The sequence below is a fragment of the Myxococcus faecalis genome (assembly GCF_050039385.1).
Lineage (GTDB): Bacteria > Myxococcota > Myxococcia > Myxococcales > Myxococcaceae > Myxococcus > Myxococcus fulvus.
Genome location: NZ_CP144336.1, coordinates 7,630,100 through 7,648,266 on the forward strand (window position 1 = coordinate 7,630,100; position 18,167 = coordinate 7,648,266).

15 protein-coding genes are annotated in these 18,167 nt (G+C 70.0%); 10 read left to right on the top strand and 5 right to left on the bottom strand.

All coding sequences use genetic code 11. The features are described 5' to 3' along the window. Positions 1 to 67 precede the first annotated feature (67 nt). Together VZQ01_RS30740 and VZQ01_RS30745 are read right to left on the bottom strand one after the other, a co-directional pair. The gene (locus tag VZQ01_RS30740; RefSeq protein WP_426745391.1) at positions 68 to 946 is read right to left on the bottom strand and encodes a hypothetical protein; all 879 of its coding nucleotides are present in this window, start codon (positions 944 to 946) and stop codon (positions 68 to 70) included. A 6-nt stretch (positions 947 to 952) separates the two neighbouring features. Beyond that, positions 953 to 2,248: a hypothetical protein gene (locus VZQ01_RS30745; RefSeq protein ID WP_426745392.1), complete on the bottom strand. Its 1,296-nt coding sequence runs from the start codon at positions 2,246 to 2,248 to the stop codon at positions 953 to 955. 433 nt (positions 2,249 to 2,681) lie between these two features. Between VZQ01_RS30745 and VZQ01_RS30750 the strand changes: the two genes are divergently transcribed. The 4 genes from VZQ01_RS30750 (at position 2,682) to VZQ01_RS30765 (ending at position 7,970) form a co-directional block, all read left to right on the top strand. Next, positions 2,682 to 4,991 carry an ArnT family glycosyltransferase gene (locus tag VZQ01_RS30750; RefSeq protein WP_223745201.1) on the top strand — a complete coding sequence of 770 codons (2,310 nt, stop codon included), beginning with the start codon at positions 2,682 to 2,684 and terminating at the stop codon, positions 4,989 to 4,991. After that, a complete protein-coding gene (locus VZQ01_RS30755; protein WP_223745202.1) occupies positions 4,988 to 5,905 on the top strand; it encodes an ABC transporter ATP-binding protein in 918 nt (305 codons plus the stop codon). The genes VZQ01_RS30750 and VZQ01_RS30755 overlap by 4 nt, the downstream gene beginning before the upstream one ends. Positions 5,906 to 5,907: 2 nt before the next feature. Next, entirely contained in the window at positions 5,908 to 6,708 is an 801-nt protein-coding gene (locus VZQ01_RS30760) for an ABC transporter permease subunit (RefSeq protein WP_046715484.1), read from the top strand. Between the two features lie 218 nt (positions 6,709 to 6,926). Beyond that, entirely contained in the window at positions 6,927 to 7,970 is a 1,044-nt protein-coding gene (locus VZQ01_RS30765; protein WP_223745203.1) for an SPFH domain-containing protein, read from the top strand. 121 nt (positions 7,971 to 8,091) lie between these two features. Here the strand turns inward: VZQ01_RS30765 and VZQ01_RS30770 are convergent, their stop codons facing one another. Continuing rightward, positions 8,092 to 9,828, bottom strand: a complete 1,737-nt coding sequence (locus VZQ01_RS30770) for a gluzincin family metallopeptidase (protein ID WP_426745393.1) — start codon at positions 9,826 to 9,828, stop codon at positions 8,092 to 8,094. A gap of 30 nt (positions 9,829 to 9,858) precedes the next feature. Here VZQ01_RS30770 and epmA point away from each other — a divergent pair, with 30 nt between their 5' ends. From epmA to VZQ01_RS30785, 3 genes are read left to right on the top strand one after another with little or no spacing between them, the layout of a single operon-like run. Then, positions 9,859 to 10,863: an EF-P lysine aminoacylase EpmA gene (gene epmA / locus VZQ01_RS30775; protein WP_223745205.1), complete on the top strand. Its 1,005-nt coding sequence runs from the start codon at positions 9,859 to 9,861 to the stop codon at positions 10,861 to 10,863. Further along, positions 10,860 to 11,603, top strand: a complete 744-nt coding sequence (locus tag VZQ01_RS30780) for a lysophospholipid acyltransferase family protein (RefSeq protein ID WP_046715480.1) — start codon at positions 10,860 to 10,862, stop codon at positions 11,601 to 11,603. The genes epmA and VZQ01_RS30780 overlap by 4 nt, the downstream gene beginning before the upstream one ends. Beyond that, positions 11,600 to 12,292 carry an inorganic pyrophosphatase gene (locus VZQ01_RS30785; protein WP_223745206.1) on the top strand — a complete coding sequence of 231 codons (693 nt, stop codon included), beginning with the start codon at positions 11,600 to 11,602 and terminating at the stop codon, positions 12,290 to 12,292. The genes VZQ01_RS30780 and VZQ01_RS30785 overlap by 4 nt, the downstream gene beginning before the upstream one ends. A 53-nt stretch (positions 12,293 to 12,345) precedes the next feature. Here the strand turns inward: VZQ01_RS30785 and VZQ01_RS30790 are convergent, their stop codons facing one another. Continuing rightward, positions 12,346 to 13,380 carry a hypothetical protein gene (locus VZQ01_RS30790; RefSeq protein ID WP_426745394.1) on the bottom strand — a complete coding sequence of 345 codons (1,035 nt, stop codon included), beginning with the start codon at positions 13,378 to 13,380 and terminating at the stop codon, positions 12,346 to 12,348. Positions 13,381 to 13,539: 159 nt separating this feature from the next. Between VZQ01_RS30790 and VZQ01_RS30795 the strand changes: the two genes are divergently transcribed. After that, positions 13,540 to 14,043: a hypothetical protein gene (locus tag VZQ01_RS30795; RefSeq protein WP_223745208.1), complete on the top strand. Its 504-nt coding sequence runs from the start codon at positions 13,540 to 13,542 to the stop codon at positions 14,041 to 14,043. Positions 14,044 to 14,047: 4 nt separating this feature from the next. On the opposite strand, the gene VZQ01_RS30800 is transcribed toward VZQ01_RS30795, so the two are convergent. Then, complete coding sequence (locus VZQ01_RS30800; protein WP_223745209.1) at positions 14,048 to 14,902, bottom strand: energy transducer TonB family protein; 855 nt, start codon at positions 14,900 to 14,902, stop codon at positions 14,048 to 14,050. Between the two features lie 767 nt (positions 14,903 to 15,669). On the opposite strand from VZQ01_RS30800, the gene VZQ01_RS30805 reads away from it, so the two are divergent. Both VZQ01_RS30805 and VZQ01_RS30810 read left to right on the top strand, forming a co-directional pair. After that, on the top strand, positions 15,670 to 17,115 hold the full coding sequence (locus VZQ01_RS30805; protein WP_426745395.1) for a nicotinate phosphoribosyltransferase: 1,446 nt from the start codon (positions 15,670 to 15,672) through the stop codon (positions 17,113 to 17,115). Positions 17,116 to 17,124: 9 nt separating this feature from the next. Continuing rightward, entirely contained in the window at positions 17,125 to 18,096 is a 972-nt protein-coding gene (locus tag VZQ01_RS30810) for a nicotinamidase (RefSeq protein WP_426745396.1), read from the top strand. Positions 18,097 to 18,167 lie beyond the last annotated feature (71 nt).

Sequence of the window (18,167 nt, forward strand, 5' to 3'; positions counted from 1 at the left end):
GGCGGGCTCCCTGGTGACGCCACGTGCCTCGCGGGCTGACAGCCCCGCTGGCACACCGGGGGCCTTGTTACCTCGCGCTGAAGGCCCGCACCACCAGGCTCGCGCCCACCGTCCACGTGTCCCGTCGGAAGAGGCCCGCATCGCCCTGGACGGCGCCGCCGGACAGGCGCAGCGCCACGGGCTGGTCCGCCACGGCGAGGAACACCCGCTCCAGTGACGCGTCCGCGCGCATGCGGAAGGAGGTGCCTCCGTCCACGCCGTGCGTCCATCCCGCGAGCCCCGAGGCGCGGAAGGCCCACAGCCCGTCCTCGCTCTCCAGCCCTCCGTCGAACATCAACGAGGTGAAGGGGGACAGCTCCTGCGAGGTGCCGTCCCGCGAATGGCGCAGCGTGTGGGTCGCGACGGGGCCCACGCCGAACCAGACGCGCTCGGTCTCCGAGCGAATCGGGTCCACCAGGAGCCCCACGCGTCCGGTCTCCAACGTCCACCCCGGTCCCTCCCAGACGCGGCGCTCCAGGTGGGCCGCGCGCAGCGCCACCGTCACGTCGAACGGGAAGGGGATGCGCAGCGGGCGCGCGGTGGGAATCAAGATGAAGCCCTCCTCCAGGTGGCGACGCAGCAGCCCGTCATACGCGGTGAAGGACAGGCCCCGACGCGCGCCGTCCCACAGCTCCACGTCGACCAGTCGATGGTTGTTGAACCACGGGGTGCCCTTGCTCCGGCTGGTGCGGCCGCTGCGCAGACGCACGCTCGCGCGCAGGGACAGGGCCTGGACGCCGTCGTTCATCACGACGCCCGAGCCCACCACCAGCCCTTCGCCCGGGTCGAAGCAGACGGGGAACGGGTCACCGAGCGCGTCGTGTGGAGCACACGGGTCGACGTGGGGCGTGTCCACGCCTGGGGTGGGGGCCATGGTCAGCAGCAAGGTGAGACCGAGCGCGAGCACGGGCTTTCAGTCCCGCGCCTGCTGGGCCTTGGGCGCGGAGCGGCGCGCGGGAGCCCAGAGTGAGAAGCGGAGCCCCGCGGAGGCGGACCACTCCCAGCGCTGCGGCAGGTAGGGGATGTCGTTGCGCCACATCCCGCGCGCATCCACCACCAGCGACAGCGGCTGGTCGTTGATGGCGATGAGGATGAGCTCGTAGCCGGCGGAGACCTTGAGTCGCTCCGGCCGCAACGGGCGCCCGAGGATGGCGCGCGACAGGAGCACCTTCTCCGCTTCCACGCCGAGGCGCAGGTGATGGAAGCCATCCCGGTCCAGCGTGAGGTCCGCCTCCAGCACGGCGCCGGGGACGAGCGAGTTGACGTCGTTCTCGTAGTCGCGCTCGGCGGACGGGCCCGCGCGCACGCGCACGTACGACACCATGTCGCGCGAGTGCCACAAGTCCAGGGTGGCATGCACGCTGCCCCAGGTGAGGAAGCCGCCCTGCAGCTCACCGCGCTCCACCTCCTCCACGCGCAGCGCCTCCAGCCACAGGCCCATGTCGAGGCTGATGTCATACCGGCGCGGCTCGCCGAAGAACGTGGTGATGCGGAACAGCGGGTCATCGCGCTCGACGCTGAAGTCGCAGCGCAAGAGCGTCGAGTCGAGCGTCCGTTGCCCCAACATCACCTCCGTTTCCAGCATGCGCAGCCGGTGCAGATGCCGGTCGTCGGCGAGCTCCAACGCGATGCCGAAGTCCAGACGCACGCGGTCCTCGCGCGGGACGCCTTCCCGCCACAGCGGGCTCCACGCGCCGCCCAACCAGATGCGTCGGTGCAGGTCGAAGTTGAACTGCATCACCCGGCCGCGCTCATCGCGATACCAGCCGGGCGGCGCGTCCGCGATGGAGGGCTCCAGCCGATACTGGCGCAGCACGTGCGCGGGGATGGACGTGTCACGCTCGAGGATGCAGCCGCGAGCGCGCTCCAGCATCCGGTCCGTCTCCCGCCCGTCCATGTCCAGCTCGTGCTGCGGGGCGATGAGGCAGCGTCGCTCGCGGGTATCGCACTGGGCCCTCCAGTACCCCGAGGGAACCGCGGGTGTGGGTGGCAACGTGAGGCACACCACGGGTCGCTCCGGGTCCTGCATGGGCAGTGGGTCGGCCGGAGGCTGGATGGCGGACGCGACGAGGGGCGCACCTTCGTCCGGGGTGCGTTCGAACAGCGGCCCCGTCGCTTCGTCGGGCGCGCGGCCCTGTCCCTCGGAGGGCGGAGGCGTGGGGGCGGGCTCGCTGTCGGGAGGAGGCGTCCCCCCGGATACCGGGGTCACCGGAGGGGCGCCTTCATCGCGGTGGGTCGGCTGCCCGTCCGCGGGCTGAGGCTCGAAGGGGGGCGGCGTGAGGAGGGGAGGCGTGGGCCGCACGGGGGCATCCCTGCCCTGGGGGGGCGGGGGCCCGGCGGGGGGCGCTCCCTCCCACTGAGCGAGCAACAAGGCACAACCCAACGTCACCGCTGACACGAGCATGGAGCCTCCGCGAACCGGACGGAGGCGGCCGTTACAAGGCCCGTGCCCCTGGCCGCTCCCCGGGCTCGCGGCATGTGGGCCTCCCTCTTCCGTGCAGGCTCCTGCACAATGGCGCGCAAGCTCCCGCACGGTGTGCCTCCGGCGGAGGTCGACCGGCGGGGGTGGCGGGGTTATAAGGCCGCGTCCTGCCCGTGACGCGCAGGCAACCGCCCGAAACGACTCAAGGAGCCCATCACCCGTGGCGAGCGACGGCGAACAGCAGGAACAGCAGCAAGCGCAGACCTTCGCCGAGTCCATCCTCGGCAAGGAGCTTCTCTCGGCGCCCTGGATGCGGCGTTGGCTGGCGCTGCCGACCACCTGGCGCGTGGTGACGTCCACGGCCTTCTTCGCGGCCCTGCTCTTCCTTCCGTACCTGGGCGCGGTGGGCCTGTGGGACTGCTGGGAGACGCACTACGGCGAAGTGGCGCGGATGATGATCGTCCGGCGCGACTACGTGTTCCCCTTCTGGGAGAACGCGTGGTTCTTCTCCAAGCCGCCGCTCACCATGTGGATGCAGGCGTTGGGCATGCAGGTGGTGGGCACCGTGCAATCCGGCGGCGCGCTGGGCCTGTACACCGAGTGGGGCATGCGCGTGCCCTTCGTCCTCCTGAGCATCACCGCGGTGACGCTGCTGTCGCTCGCCGTGTCGCGCGTGGTCAGCCGCCGCGCGGGTCTGGCCACCGGCTTCGTGCTGGCCACCATGCCGCTGTACTTCCTGCTCACCCGCCAGACGGTGACGGACACGCCCTTCGTCACCACGTTCGTCTGCGCCATGGCGTGCGCGCTCATCGGTCAGTTGGATGACTCGACGAAGCACCGCGCCGCGTGGTGGTACGGCTTCTACTTCTTCGCGGGCCTGTCCACCCTGGCCAAGGGTCTGCTTGGCGTGGGCCTGCCGGCCGTCATCCTGGTGCTCTACGCGGCGCTGGCCGTCATCCCGTGGGACGGGGCGAGCCTGGATGCGCACCTGCGCTGGCTGACCGACGGCGGCTTCCGCAAGGACGTGCGCGAGGGGCGCCAGCCGATGCCGGTGCTCTGGGGCCAGATGTTCAAGATGAAGCTGGGCACGGGCATCCTGGTGTTCTTCGCGGTGGCCGCGCCCTGGTACGTGGTGATGTCGCTCTTCAAGAGCGTGGACGACGAGGGCAAGCTCTTCTGGTACCGCTTCTTCGTGCACGACCACCTGAACCGCCTCACCGCGGGCGTGCACACCACCACGCCGGGCGGCACGTTCATCTACTTCATCGAGCAGGGCGGCTTCGGCATCTTCCCCTGGGTGGCGCTCCTGCCCGGCGCGTTCTCCGTCGTGGCGAAGCTGAAGCTGCGCTCGGAGAAGAAGTCGGACCACCTGGCGCTCATCACCGTCATCTGGGTGGCCTTCGCCTTCTGGCTCCTGGCCTCCAGCGCCACCAAGTTCCACCACTACGTCTTCCCCGTGCTGCCGGGCCTCGCGGTGCTCATCGCGCTGTTCATCGACCGGCTGTGGGAGGACGGAATCCCCACGCACGCGGTGAGCCTCATCTTCGGCCTGGTCCTCTTCGTGCTCGTGGGCAAGGACCTGGCGGAGAACCCGAAGAACTTCACGGACCTGTTCGTCTACAACTACGAGCGCCCCTATCCCCAGGACCTCGTCACCCGGCCCATCGCCTTCTTCTCGCGCGCGCTGTGGACCGGCGACCTCGTCACGCTGGTGCTGCTGGCCTTCGGCGTCTACCTCTCCTTCGAGGCCTTCTCGCCCAAGACGCGGGAGAAGGTGACGCCGGGCTCGCGCGCGGTCGCGCTGCTGTTGCTCCTGGCGGGCGCGGCCACGCTGACCGCGGTGGCCTCCGGCGCGAAGGTGTCCGCCACGGGCCTCATCGGCGTCGCGGTGGCGGCGGCGGCCGCGTTCCTCGGGTGGCAGTCGCTCAAGTCGGAGCCGGAGGGCCGCTCGTCGCTGCAGCTGATGGCGGGCGTGGTGGCCGTCGTGGGCGTGGTGATGGCGGTGCGCGGGTTCAAGGCGCCGGCCGGTGAGGACTCGCTGCTGCGCTCGCTGTCGGAGCCCGTCAACGTCAAGGGCGCGCTGGGCTTCGTCTTCGCGGTGGCGGGCGCCATGGCGGTGGTGGCCACGCTGATGCGCGCGCGCACCATGCTGTTCGGCACCTTCTGGATGCTGGCCGCGGGCTTCGCGCTCTGGTTCAACTGGAACCACTGGGTGGACCTGTCCCACCACTGGACGCAGCGCGACCTGTTCTGGCGCTACTACGCGCAGCGGCAGGAAGGAGAGCCCATCGTCGCGTACCTGATGAACTGGCGCGGCGAGACGCTCTACTCCAGCAACACCGTGGAGCAGTACCGCAGCGGGGACTACAACGCGAAGCTGCGCTCGCTGGTGGCCCGGCCCGGACGCGAGTGGGTGCTCGCCGAGCAGAAGATGCTCGCCACGCTGCGCAACGCGGTGGGCCCGGACAAGGTCGTCACGCCCGTGGACCGGGACATCAACAACAAGTTCGTGCTGGTGACCATCGATTGAGCGGAATCGACGTCCAGGGGTTGGGCAAGCGCTTCGGCGAGCGCGTCGCCGTGGAGGGGCTCACCTTCCACGTGCGGCCGGGCGAGGTGTTCGGCCTGCTCGGCCCCAATGGCGCCGGGAAGACGACGACGGTGCGCATGCTCACCGGCCTTCTGACTCCCAGCGAGGGTCAGGTGTCCGTGTGGGGCCACCGGGTGGACCGGGACGGCGAGGCGCTGCGCAAGGTGGTGGGACTGCTCACCGAGCAGCCCGGCCTCTACGACCGGCTCACCGCGCGGGAGAACCTGCGCTTCTTCATGAAGCTGCACGAGCTGGACGAGGCCAAGGCGTGGCCTCGCACCCGGCACTATCTGTCGCGCTTCGGGCTGGGCGACCGCGAGCTGGAGCCGGTGGGCGGCTTCTCCAAGGGCATGCGCCAGAAGCTGGCCATCGTCCGCACGCTGGTGCATGACCCGAAGGTCATCTTCCTCGACGAACCCACCAGTGGCCTGGACCCCGAGTCCGCGCGCACGGTGCGCGACGCGGTGGCGGAGCTGGCGGCGGAGGGACGCACGATTGTCCTGTGCTCGCACAACCTGGCGGAGGTGGAGCGGCTGTGCGAGCGCGTCGCGGTGGTGAAGCGGCGGCTGCTCCTGATGGGGCCGGTGCGCGAGCTGCGGCGCGCGGGGCAGGCGCTGGAGGTGCGCGTGGAGGGTGAGGCGGAGCGCTACCGCAACGTGCTCGCGTCGCTGCCCTTCGCGCCCAACGTGCTGACGGAGGGCATGCGGCTGCGCGTCATGCTGGAGGATGACTCGCATGCGCCGGACGTGCTGGCGTGCCTGGTGGGCGCGGGCGCGCGGGTGCACAGCGCGGTGCCGGCGCAGCGGCCCCTGGAAGAGGTGTACCTGGACCTGCTTCGCGAAGGGGGAGTGTAGCCGTGGCATTCCGTCCGCGCCGGGCCCTGGCCGTGTTCTGGAAGGACTTCCTGGACCTGCGCAAGAACGTGGGCCTGCTGGTGTCCATGGCGGTGCTGCCCACCGTGATGGTGGCGGTGCCCATCATCGTGGTGTGGACGTACGTCAACACGCCCAACCAGGCGGACCTGCGCAGCGTGGCGCAGTTCTATGACCCCTCGCTGCCCCTGGGTGCGTCGGCCGCGCGCTTCCTCATCGACAAGACGCTCACCGACTGGTTCGGCCTGTTCCTGGTGATGCCCATCTTCGTGCCCATCCTCATCGCGTCGCAGAGCGTGGCGGGGGAGAAGGAGCGCAGGACGCTGGAGCCGCTGCTCGCCTCGCCGGTGACGGCCGCGGAGCTGGTGGCGGGCAAGAGCCTGGCGTCGCTGGTGCCCGCGGTGGTGATTACGTGGGTGGCCTTCATCCTGTTCTGCGTGGGCGTGGACCTGGTCGCGTGGCCGCTCGTGCAGGGGCCGCTGATGCCCAACGCGCTGTGGACCTTCGGCGTGCTGGTGATTGCGCCCCTGTTCGCCTTCTTCGGCAACGGCGTCGCGGTGCTCATCTCCGCCCGGGTGAGCGAAGCCCGCATGGCGCAGCAGATCTCCGCGCTCGTGGTCCTGCCGCTCGTCGGCATGGTGGGCGGGCAGGTGGCCGGCGTCCTGAAGGCGGGCTTCATGTACTACGCGCTCCAGGGCGCGGTGGTGCTGGTGCTCGACCTGGTGTTGCTGTGGGCGAGCATCCGCCTGCTGGACCGGGAGCGCCTGGTCAGCCGCTGGGGCTGAAATAAGGGCCGGAACGCCGCCGTTGACCGGGCATCAGACACAGGGCCGCCCGGTGGGCGAGCGGCTAGGCAATGGCCAGTGAAACTGGCATGTTGCAGGCAGGGCAGCCGGTCGGAAAGCGGGCGCGCTTTCGTCGCGGGGGCCATGTTCTTAGAGAGGGTCGGGTGGTGGCGCGGATTTGCCGGCCGCCACGGCGGCCACGGAGGCGCTGACTAGCAATGGGTATCTTCGACACCATCAAGGGTGAGGCGAAGCGCAACTTCATCGCTCGCGCGGACACGGCGAAGGGGGAGATCATCTACAAGTATCCGGAGAACAACATCCGGATGCTGACCCAGCTGACCGTGGACGCCGACGAGGTCGCCCTCTTCGTCAAGGACGGCAAGGTGGAGGGGAAGCTGGGGGCGGGCCGCCACCAGCTCGACTCGAACAACATCCCCTTCCTGTCGCGCCTGCTGGAGAAGTTCACCGGCGGCAACCTGTTCGTCGCGGAGGTCTTCTTCGTCTCCGTCCGTGAGTTCCCGGGCATCAAGTTCGGCGGTCCCATCGGCGACGTGCGCGACCCGGAGACGGGCCTGGGCATCGGCACCATGGTGTACGGCGACTTCTCCATCCGCGTGACGGACCCGGAGAAGCTCGTGGTGGGCCTGGTGGGCATGGGCCGCTCCAACAACGAGGCGTTGCTGGGCTGGTTCAAGAACCAGGTGCTCAAGGTGACGCGCGACCGCATCGCCGAGCTGCTGGTGAAGAAGCGCTGGCCGCTGCTCGACGTGACGAGCGGTGCGTACACGGAGGAGATCGAGACGGAGGTCATCGCCGGCCTCAAGCCGCACGTGGACGACTACGGGCTCACCGTGGTGCGGATGGGCAACTTCCACGTCAGCATCAAGGAGGAGGACGAGGCGACGCTGAAGAAGCTGGGCAAGGACGTGGCGTACTCGCGCCTCGCCGGCGGCTTCCAGCAGTACGCGCAGGGTCAGGCGATGCTCGGCGCGGCCGAGGGCATGGCCAAGGGCGGCGAGAGCAGCGGCAACGCGCTGGGCGGCATGGGCATGGGCATGGGCTTCGGCATGGCCCAGCAGTTCATGAACAACCAGCAGCAACAGCAGCAGCGTCCTGCGGAGCCCGCGCAGCAGGCGGCCCCGGCCGACACGCGCAGCCCCGCGCAGCGCCTGAAGGAGATCAAGGAGCTGAAGGACGCGGGCGTGCTCTCGGATGACGAGTACAACGCCAAGCGCGCGGAGCTGATGAAGCTCCTGTAGTCCTCAGCGTCGCTGACGCGACACCGGGCCTCCGTCCTCCGCTGTGAGGGCGGGGGCCCTTGTCGTTGATGGGGCCCACATGACGAAGGCCTCTGCCCCTCGCGAGGCAGGGCCCGTCGCGTCACTGCCCGGGGCCAGCGGCGGGCATCGAGGAGGCGGCGCCCTGCGGCGTCGCATCCTGGGCCGTGGGAGCAGGCGTGCCCTCGGGCCCGGGTGCGCTGACGGTGTCCTCTGACTTCATGTCCAACCGGATGGGCACCTGCAGCGTGGTGCCCAGGCGAAGCAGCAGCACGTCCGGCTCGATGCCCGGCTCGCCGATGGCCTGGGCCACCTCGCGCGCGGACAGCGCGTTGCCCTTCGCCCACAGCGTCTTCAGGAACTCACCCGCCTCCGGCGAGTGCCACCACGACGGACCGAAGCGCGCCTTGAGCTGGGCCTGAATCTGCCCCGCCAGGAACCACGCGCGGAAGCTGTCCGCGGACTGGAAGAAGTCCTCCTGGTCGACGAGGTAGCGCGCCGTGTCCTCGGCCGTCATCGGGATGTCGTCCGTGCGCGACATGATCTCCCGGTACAGCTCCCTCGGGTCCACGTCCGCGCGCCGGTGCAGCTCCAACTGGTACAGCAGCCGGCCCGCCGCGTGACGGATGAGGTACAGCTTGTGCGCGCTCGACGTCGCCAGGTACTTCGCGCGCTCCTCGCCGCTCAGGCCCGCGTGCTCCTCCAGCCACACCGGGTCCTCCAACAGGTCCTCGAAGAGCGACGAGTACGCCTCGCCCACCGTGGGGTTGCCCAGCCGCGCCAGCTCGAAGCGCGTCTCCGCGGTGAAGGCCGCGTGCAGCGCATGCCCGAACTCGTGCAGCACCCTCGCCTGGTGCAGCACCCCCGAGCCGGGCTTGAACGACACCCGCACGTCCTCCGGCACGCGCACCGCCAGCGCCAGGGGCCGCGAGTTCTTCTTCGGCAAGTCGCGCTCGTCGATCTCCACGTTCTTCTGCGTGGACAGGTCCAGCTTCATCCCCGCCAGCGTCTCGTGCGCCTTCTTCAGCGACACGCCCTTGGGGAACGCGTCCTCCACCTCGCGCGAGCGGAACAGCCGCGGGATGTCCGCGCGGGTGATGTCCTTGAAGGCCAGGTTCAGCTCGCGCTGCGCCAGCCGCTCCATGACGACGCGGTACGGCCCCTGCGTGGCCTGCAGGATCTCCTCCGCCAGCACGCTCAGCTTGCCCAGGTCCGCCTGCCTTAGCTCGCTGCCGAAGGCCTCGTACGAGGGGAAGCCCAGCTCCTTCACCCGCTTCTCGGCCTCCTCCTCCTTGCGCCGCAAGGTCTGGTTGAGCCGCTCCAGCGCGGGCGTCGCCGCCGCGTAGAGCGCCTTGCGCCGATTGCCGCTGCGCTCGTTGGCGAGCAGCCGCTCCAAATCCCGGTAGCGCAGCTCCTTGCCGTCCAGGTTGAAGGTGAGCGACGCCTCCAGGTTGGCGGACGCGTCGTTGTGCTCGGCGAGCGCGTGCGACAGGTACTCGCCCGCGAAGTGCGAGTGCAGCGCGGTGAGGGCGCGCACCTCGCGCGGGTCCTGGGTGAGCTGGCGCAGCCGGTCCAGCTTCCGGAGGTTGTCGAGCGTGAAGAGGTCCTCCTGCCCCGCGTACGTCCCGGAGACGTCCACGTGGCGGCCCTCGGTCCAGAACACCCACACCAGGCGGTGCTGGGCCTCGAGCAGCGTCTCCGCGCGTGAGGCCAGGGCTCGGACGTCCGCCGTCAGCAGCTGCTCCTCCGTCGGAGGCGGCCGGTTGTCGGCGGGAGGCGCCTTGTGGCAGGCGCTCAGGCAGCAGGCGACTGCGAGGAGGAGGGGAATCCTTGGGTGCATGTGGGGCCTCATGTTACTTCCGGCCCGCCCATGCCCAACCTTTCTCAATGGCGGGCCGCCCGCGGACGCCAGGCCCTCTACTCCGCCCTGCGACGTTTCTTCGCGGCACAAGGCTACCTGGAAGTCGAGACCCCGCTGCTCATCCCCACCCCCGGGATGGAGCCGCACATCAACGCCTTCGAGGCCCGCTTCGTCCCGGAGACGAACGTGGGCGTCGAGCGCCCGCTCTACCTCCACACCAGCCCCGAGTACGCGATGAAGCGCCTGCTCGCCGACGGGGCCGGCCCCCTGTTCCAGCTCTGCAAGGTGTTCCGCAACGGCGAGGTCTCCACCACGCACAACCCGGAATTCACGATGCTGGAGTTCTACCGGCCCCAGGCGGACTACCACGCCATCATGGCGGACCTGGAGGGGGCGCTGGCGGAGGCGGGGCGCTCGGCCACGGAGGGTGAGCCAGGCGCGGACCCGGCCTTCTTCACGCGCACCCCCTACGAGCGGCTCACCGTGCGCGACGCCGTGCTGCGCGCCACCGGGGTGGACATCCGCGTGCACTCGGACGGGCCCTCGCTCAAGCGGGCGGCGGAGGCCATCGGCGTGCGGACGGGCGACGCGGAGAGCTTCGACGACGTGTTCTTCCACCTGTTCCTGCAGCGGGTGGAGACGGGGCTGGGGTTCGACCGGCCGACGTTCCTCATCGAGTACCCGGCGTCGATGGCGGCCTTGTCACGGCTCAAGCCCGGGGACGCGGCGGTGGCGGAGCGGGTGGAGCTGTACGCGAAGGGGCTGGAGCTGGCGAACGGGTTCAGCGAGCTGACGGACCCGGCCGAGCAGCGCGCCCGCCTGCTCGAGGAACAGGACCTGCGACGCAGACTGGGACGTTCCGTGTATGCTCTGGACGAGCGGTTCCTCGACGCGGTAGGTCGAATGCCACCCTCGGCGGGCATCGCCGTGGGGCTCGACAGAATCCTGATGCTGCTGCTCGGGGTCCAGCGCATCTCGGATGTGCTCCTGTTCCCCGCCCACGAGTTCGTGTGATTCGAGACATCGTCCGGACAGCGTTCGCGGGTGTTTCAGCAGTGGGGCTGACGGGCGCTGCGTCGTCGGCGATATCGGCGCTGTCGGTGGCCGGCGCGCATCGGGAGGCGGACAAGCTCCTGAAGCTCTGGGCGCAGGGCGTGCTGGCGTCGGCGGGCGTGCGTCACGAGGCGGTGGGCCTGGAGCACATTCCGACGGAGGGCCACGTCGTCTTCGTGTGCAACCACCAGTCGCACTACGACGCGCCGCTGGGGTTGGCCTACCTGGAGAAGCACACGCGCTTCGTGGCCAAGGCGGAGCTGTTCAAGATTCCGGTGTTCGGCTCGGCGCTGCGGCTGGCGGGCAACATCCCCGTGGTGCGCAGCGGCAGCAGTCAAGACAGGGCCCGGCTGGAGGAGGCCGTGACGGCGCTGCGCGAGCGGGTGAGCGTGCTCTTCTACGCCGAGGGCACGCGCAGTGAGGACGGCCGGCTGCGGCCGTTCAAGAAGGGGGCCGCGACGCTCGCCATCCAGGCGGGCGTGCCGGTGGTGCCCATGGCCGTGTCAGGGACCCGGCTCATCCTTCCCAAGGGAGGACGGGCCGTGCGGTGGGGACAGCGCGTGGCATTGGCGGTGGGAGCGCCCATCACCACGCAAGGCCTGACGATTCAGGACCGCGAGGCGCTCACGCGCCAGCTGGAGGACGCGGTCGCGCAACTCTACTCCGAGGCGTGTCGACGCTCGGGAGACGTACCTACATGAAGAAGCCCGCACCTCAGAAGTCGTTCGCATCTCATCCCTGGCACGGAATCACCCCTGGCAACGACGCTCCGGAGGTCGTCACCGCGTACATCGAAATCGTCCCCACGGACGCGGTGAAGTACGAGCTGGACAAGGAGTCGGGCATCCTGATGTTGGACCGCCCGCAGCGCTTCAGCAGCCAGTGCCCCACGCTGTACGGCTTCATCCCGCAGACGTTCTGCGACGAGCTGGTGGCGAAGCGCTGCGCCGAGCGCACGGGCATGCGCGACATCAAGGGCGACGGCGACCCGATTGATATCTGCGTGCTGACGGAGAAGGTGGTCAGCAACGGCAACCTCCTGGTGCGCGCGGTGCCGGTGGGCGGCTTCCGGATGGTCGACGGCGACGAGGCGGACGACAAGATCATCGCCGTGCTCGAGTCCGACCTGGTCTACGGCGAGCTGCAGCACATCGCGCAGCTGCCGCGCCCGCTGCTCGACCGCCTCAAGCACTACTTCCTCACCTACAAGCAGATTCCCGGCGAGGGCAAGCGCAGCGTCGAGATCGCGGAGGTGTATGACCGCCCCGAGGCGCTCGAGGTCATCCGCCGCAGCATGAAGGACTACGACCGCGTCTACGGCAACGCGCCCACCACGCCCGTGCGCAGCCGCGCGCGGCGTCCGGTGGCGCGCAAGAGCCGCGCGTCCTGACGGTGCCTCACCGGGGAGCGGGGCGGTGTCGTCCGCTCCTCGGTGATTGGGACTCAGGGCTGGTTCGGGTCCGTGCCGATGCCCTGGTACGGGTTGAAGGTGTACGTCCGGGAGAACTGTGACGACGGGCTGAAGTAGTGCGCGGCGAGCTTCGCCGGGTCCGTGGCGATTTCTCCTCGCAGCACCGGGCCGTCATTCCCGTCGTCCCAGCCCCACGGCGCGTTGGCGGAGTTGGACGAGCAGTTGCCCGCGACGAGCCCGCAGCCGCCGCTGGTGTCGCCGCGGAAGGTGCCCCAGCCGGAGAAGAGCGTGGAGAGCTCGCGGCGCTGCCAGAGCCCCTCGCCGCCGTACAAGTCGAGCAGCTTGTAGCGCACGTCCGCGGCGGTGGCGGACGCGGGCTGCTCGGCGAGCGTGAGGGAGGGGAAGTACTTCACGCCGTCACCGACGATGTCGTAGGCCGGCCACGCCTTGAGGCCATGGCCCTTGGCCTCCTGCGCGGTGATGGGATGGAGCACGCCCTCGAAGGACGCGAGCGACAGCGTGCCGTCCACGCTCTCCGCGCCCGAGCCGAGCGGGCTGCCGGTGGGAACGAAGGAGAAGAAGTCCTTGTGCGCCACCGTCACCGCGCCCACGAGCGCGCCGTACTCGCTGCCGTCGCGCTGGACGATGAGCAGCACACCCTCGCCGTCGTTCTCGTGCTCGCTGTCGAAGATGTTGTCGGACCAGTCGCGCGGGTGGAAGAACAGGTAGAGCAGGTACCAGTGCGAGCTGGTCTCGACGACGGACTGGTACGCGTGCGCGGACAACAGCCGCGAGCCCGTGTTGTCCCAGTTGTTCGTCCCGCTCCAGTCCCCGTCGAAGTCCACGCGCGTGAGGAAGTCCGACTTGCCGCCCAGCGAGTGGGAGCCCGTCACGTCCACGTCCTGGTAGTGGATGGGCGCCCACCGCTTCGTGAGCGCCGCGCGCGCCGCCGTCGAGCCGACCCCGTCAAGCAGCGCCCGCTGCGCCTCGCCGAACGGGTCGTCCTCGGAGTACCCCTCGCCGCAGCCCGCGAGCAGCCCCAGGGACACGGTGACGAGGGTGGACACCAGCACTTCGGAAACACGACGAAGAGGTGACGGCATGCCGGCCTGCCTTTCTGGAAGGCGTCACTCCACGTCATCTTGGATAAATTGTGAACACTGCTTTACTTGAAAAACGCGTCAAGGCCGGGTGGGGTGGAACGGCACCATCCGGAGGTCGTCGTGATGCGGATTCGTTCGTGGGGGTTGTTGTCGCTGTTGGGGCTGTCGACGTTGGCGGGGGCGCGTGGGCTTCCGGGAGCATTCGTTCCGGGCAAGGAGCACGGGCCGTTCGTGGACGTGGTGGAGTACCTGAGCTCCGAGGAGGATTTCCGCGCCTGGTTCCAGCTGCGCGCCAACCTGCGCAAGAACTTCGATGACATCTGCGGGGACACGTTCTGCGAGGGGGACTACAGCAACATCGAGACGGTGGTGTTCCGCTGTTCGGTGGGGCAGCGCTCGGGAGTCATCGGTCAGTGCCTCTGGGTGTTCGGCGGCAGCTACGAGCACATCGATGCCAGGTCGGGGGCCATCACCACGGAGGCGCGCACGTGGGCCTGCACGAGCCCGTTGGTGCCGGGCACGACGATGGCGGCGCTGTTGAAGGCGCTGTCTGGCCCGGAGCCGATGGACGCGCCGCTGCCCGGCACGAGCACCACGCTCTACGACGGGTTGATCGACTGTCTCTAGCGGCTCAGCGCAGCTCGACGAGCCGCACGCGCTTGTAGATGCGCTTGTCCAGGGGCAGGCGCGTGTCGATGAAGCCGAGCGCCTCGTCGAACTCGAAGGTGAAGATGGGGATGGGCGGGCTGATGGAGAGGATCAGCTCGAACTCCCAGAGGCTGGTGATTCGCTCGCGCTTGCCCACGGCCTCGGCGGGAGGGGGCGGGAGCTTCTGGGCGGCGGCGCGGACGTCCTTCATCGCCTCGTTGTCCACCTCGGGCTGGTGGCTGGGCTCCACGAGCTCGACGTCGAGCAGGCGTCCTTGAGGGTCCTGCACGACGCGGATGAGGGCGCGGCGCGTGGCCCGGAACTCCTCGCGCATCTTCTCGCGCAGCTCCTGGCGCATGCGCAGCGTGGGGTCTCCGACCTGGCTCGCGGGGCGGCGACGGTCCTCCTCGAGGGGCTTGTTCGCGGCGAAGGCACCGGTGGCGCCGTAGTTGGCGGCGCGCTCGCCCCACACGCGGCCGTACGCGCGGCTGCGCTCCATGCCCATGTCGAAGTAGCCCTGGAGGCCATGCTCCTTCACGGCGCGGTCCGCGTCCCAGAGGCCCAGCAGTGTCTTGCCCAGCTGGCTGAAGTAGGGATGCACCAGCCCCCGGTCCACCTTGCCCCGGCCGACGCCCTCGGCGACCAGCTCCTCGACGAGCGCCTGGGGGGAGGTGGGCTCACGGGCGCCTCGGAGCTCGCGCTCCTGGGGCGCTTGTTCCTCGCTGCGCCACGCGGAGACGCGCTGGGTCCGGGCCGCGAGCAGCAGGCGTGCTCCCTCGCGCCGCGCGTCGGTGGGCGCCGCGCGCGGGATGTCACCGTGTGGAGCCTGTCGCGGCACGTCGGAAGACTCAGCTGACTGAGTGTTCTCGCTGGGGGCCTGCGCCATGAGGGGCGCGTCGGCCGGAGGTGGACGGTTCGTGATGGCTCGCGTGTCGGCCAGCTCCCCGCTCGGGCTGTCCTCGCGAGGCTGGGCGGACAGGGCACCCGAAGTATCGGGGCGCGGCGCGTCCGCGGTCAGGGTGTTCGCGTCGCGCTGGGGCGCGGCTCGGACGATGCCTTCCTTCGGGGGGGGAGTAGCGCGTGCGACGGCGCCGTCGGTTCGGTCGGAATCCGCTGGAGGGGCCTCAGGTGCTCGTGCGGTCTTGTCGGGCCGAGGAGGGCTGGTTTCGGACCTCCGTGGGGCCGCGCCGCTGTCACCGCTTCGGGCGCCGCCAATGGATGCGTTGGGGAGAGGCGCGCGGGCGTTCGCAACGGCATCGCCGTCATCGACCCGGCGGTCCTCCGGTGGCGTATTCGGGGGGACTGGAGGCGGGGCGGGCGGTGAGCGCACCTCCACCTCGACCCACTCCAGCGCGGGGCGCGGGGGCTGGGGCGCACGAGGCCCTCGGAGGGCGCCCTCCGGAACGCTGTCGACGCCCAGCCACAGGAGCCCATGCAGGGCGAGGCTGGCGACGAGCGCGGGGAGGAGGCGTCGGGAGGGGGCCGGCGACATGGGTTCCAGGTTTAATCACGCCTGCCCGGTGTGCTTGGGAAAGCGCGGTGGAAGGGTAGGAAACCCATCATGGCGCGCGTAGTCTCCTGTGACATCGGAGGAAGGTACCCAGGATGGCGACCTCGCTGCTCGCGACGGATGGCTACAAGTTCAGCATGGCGGAGGCCGGTTGGCCGTTGCGCCGGGAGACGTTCTATTACTCACACCGCAAGGGTGGCCTCCAGGTCATGCCGCTGGACCTGGCCGCCTACGTGCGTGCCCTCCTGCCCAAGCCCAAGCCCGAGGACTACGACTTTCTCGCGAAGTACGACTACGAGATGGGCGTGGGCTTCAAGGCGGCCATCCTCCGCAAGGAGAAGCTCTCCGTCCGCGCCATCCCCCAGGGCGCGTGCTTCTTCCCCCGCGAGCCCATCCTCACCGTCACCGGTCCCTCCGCGCTCGTCTCGTGGGTGGAGCCGCTGCTGCTCCAGCTCAACTTCCGCATCCAGGTGGCCACCCAGGCCCTGACGGACCGCGAGGGACTGGCGCGCGCGCTCGCCCGCGTCACCTGCGACGAGCAGAAGGCGATTGCCCTGGAGACGCTCGACGCGGTGGGCGTCAAGCCGGTGCCCATCACCGTGGACTCGGAGGGCTACCTGCAGCGCGTGCGCGCCACCGTGAAGGAGCTCATCGACGCGGTGGAGGACCCGGCCCGCATCTTCGAGGTGGGCCTGCGCGCGGCCACCTGCCAGCAGCAGCACGAGCTGGCCCTGCGGGCCTGCAAGGACGTGGGGGTGACGCGCACCAGCAACGTGGAGGGCGCGCGCAAGCTGGGGATGATTCCCGTGGGCACCATGGGCCACGAGCACATCCAGCGCTTCGGTTCGGACGATGCCGCCTTCCGCGCCATGCGCGAGCGCCGTCCGCAGCGCTCCAGCTACCTGCTGGACACCTTCGACACGCTCACCTCCGGCATCCCCGCCGCCTTCCAGCTCATCCGCGAGGAGCCGGGCGCGGGGGACTCCATCCGCTTCGACTCGGGCAACAAGAAGCTCCAGTACCTGTACGCGGTGACGCGCGCGCGCGACATCGGCATCAAGCCCGTCAACATCCTCGAGGACGGCCTGGACGCCGAGGCCACGCGCGAGTTCGAGGACCTGCGTCGACAGGTGGGCTGGGAGCCGGGCTCGCAGTTCTACGGCTACGGAGGTCACATCGTCGCGCGGACCATGGAGTGTCCGTTCACGCGCGACAAGGTGGCCGCCATCTACAAGCTGTCGCAGACGGGCCCGCAGCCGGTGATGAAGTTCGGCAACGAGCTGGCCGAGGGCAAGCAGAGCATCCCGGGCACGCCGGTCCTGTTCCGCCGCCGCCATGGCTCCGGGCCCATCGGGCTGGTGGGACAGGAGGGCGAGCCCGTGCCGGATGGGTACTTCCCGCTGATGGAGGCCGAGCCCGAGACGCCTTCGCTGGTGGGGGCGCTGGAGGTGAACTCGGAGCCCGCGAAGATTGCCCAGACGCAGGCCACGCGCGCGCTCGTCGAGGAGCTCACGCGCAAGCACTTCCCCAAGGGACGCTGAGGACGACCCATGACGCTGCCGATTCCCCGGTTCCACGACGACGCTCGCGCCGGACAGCTCTACCTGGAGCGCACCGGAGAGGTCGCCGAGGAGGCCCTGCGCTACGCGGCCGAGCACCGCGTGCGTCCGGCGAGCGAGGACCGCGTGCGCATCGCGGCCTTCGGCATCGACGTGCAGGTGGCCTTCTGCACGCCCGGCGCCAGCCTCTTCGTCCCGGGCGCGGTGGAGGACACCCAGCGCACGCTGCGCTGGCTCTACGCGAACCTGGGGCGGGTGACGGAGCTGGTGTTCTCGCTCGACACGCACCGCGTCTTTCAAATCTTCCATCCCGCGTGGTGGCGTGACGCGGAGGGCAAGCCCCCGCCGCCGCTCACGTCCATCACCGCCGCGGACGTGCGCGCGGGCCGCTGGCGCGCCACGCGCTTCGAGGCGGAGAGCCTGGAGTACTGCGAGCGACTGGAGGCGAGAGGTCGCTACGTGCACACCATCTGGCCGTACCACGCGCTGCTGGGCGGACTGAGCCACGCGCTGGTGCCCGCGTTCTACGAGGCGAGCGCGTTCCACGCCCTGGTGCGCGACACGCCCACGCACTTCGAGCTGAAGGGCGAGCACCCGCTGACCGAGAACTACTCGGTGCTGTCGCCGGACGTGACGGAGGTGAAGGGCCAGCGCGTGGGGGAGTTCAACACGCGCCTGTTCGAGCGGCTCATGACGTTCGACCGCGTCTACGTGTTCGGCCAGGCCAAGTCGCACTGCGTGCTGTCCACCCTGCGCGACCTGCGCGAGCACATCGAGCGCACGGACCGCTCGCGGATGGGGCGCGTGCACATCCTGGTGGATGCGATGAGCCCGGTGCCCGCGCCGCCGCTGAATCCGCTGCCTCCCGCGCTCGACTTCCCGCGCATGGCGGATGCGGCCATCGAGGAGCTTCGCGCGGCGGGCATGCGCGTGGTGCGCACGGCGGACCCGCTGGAGGACTGAGCCGCGAATCCGGTGGGGTACCCCACATCCGGTCCCGCGTGCGTCGGGCCCACGCCAGTCGCCTGGGCCCG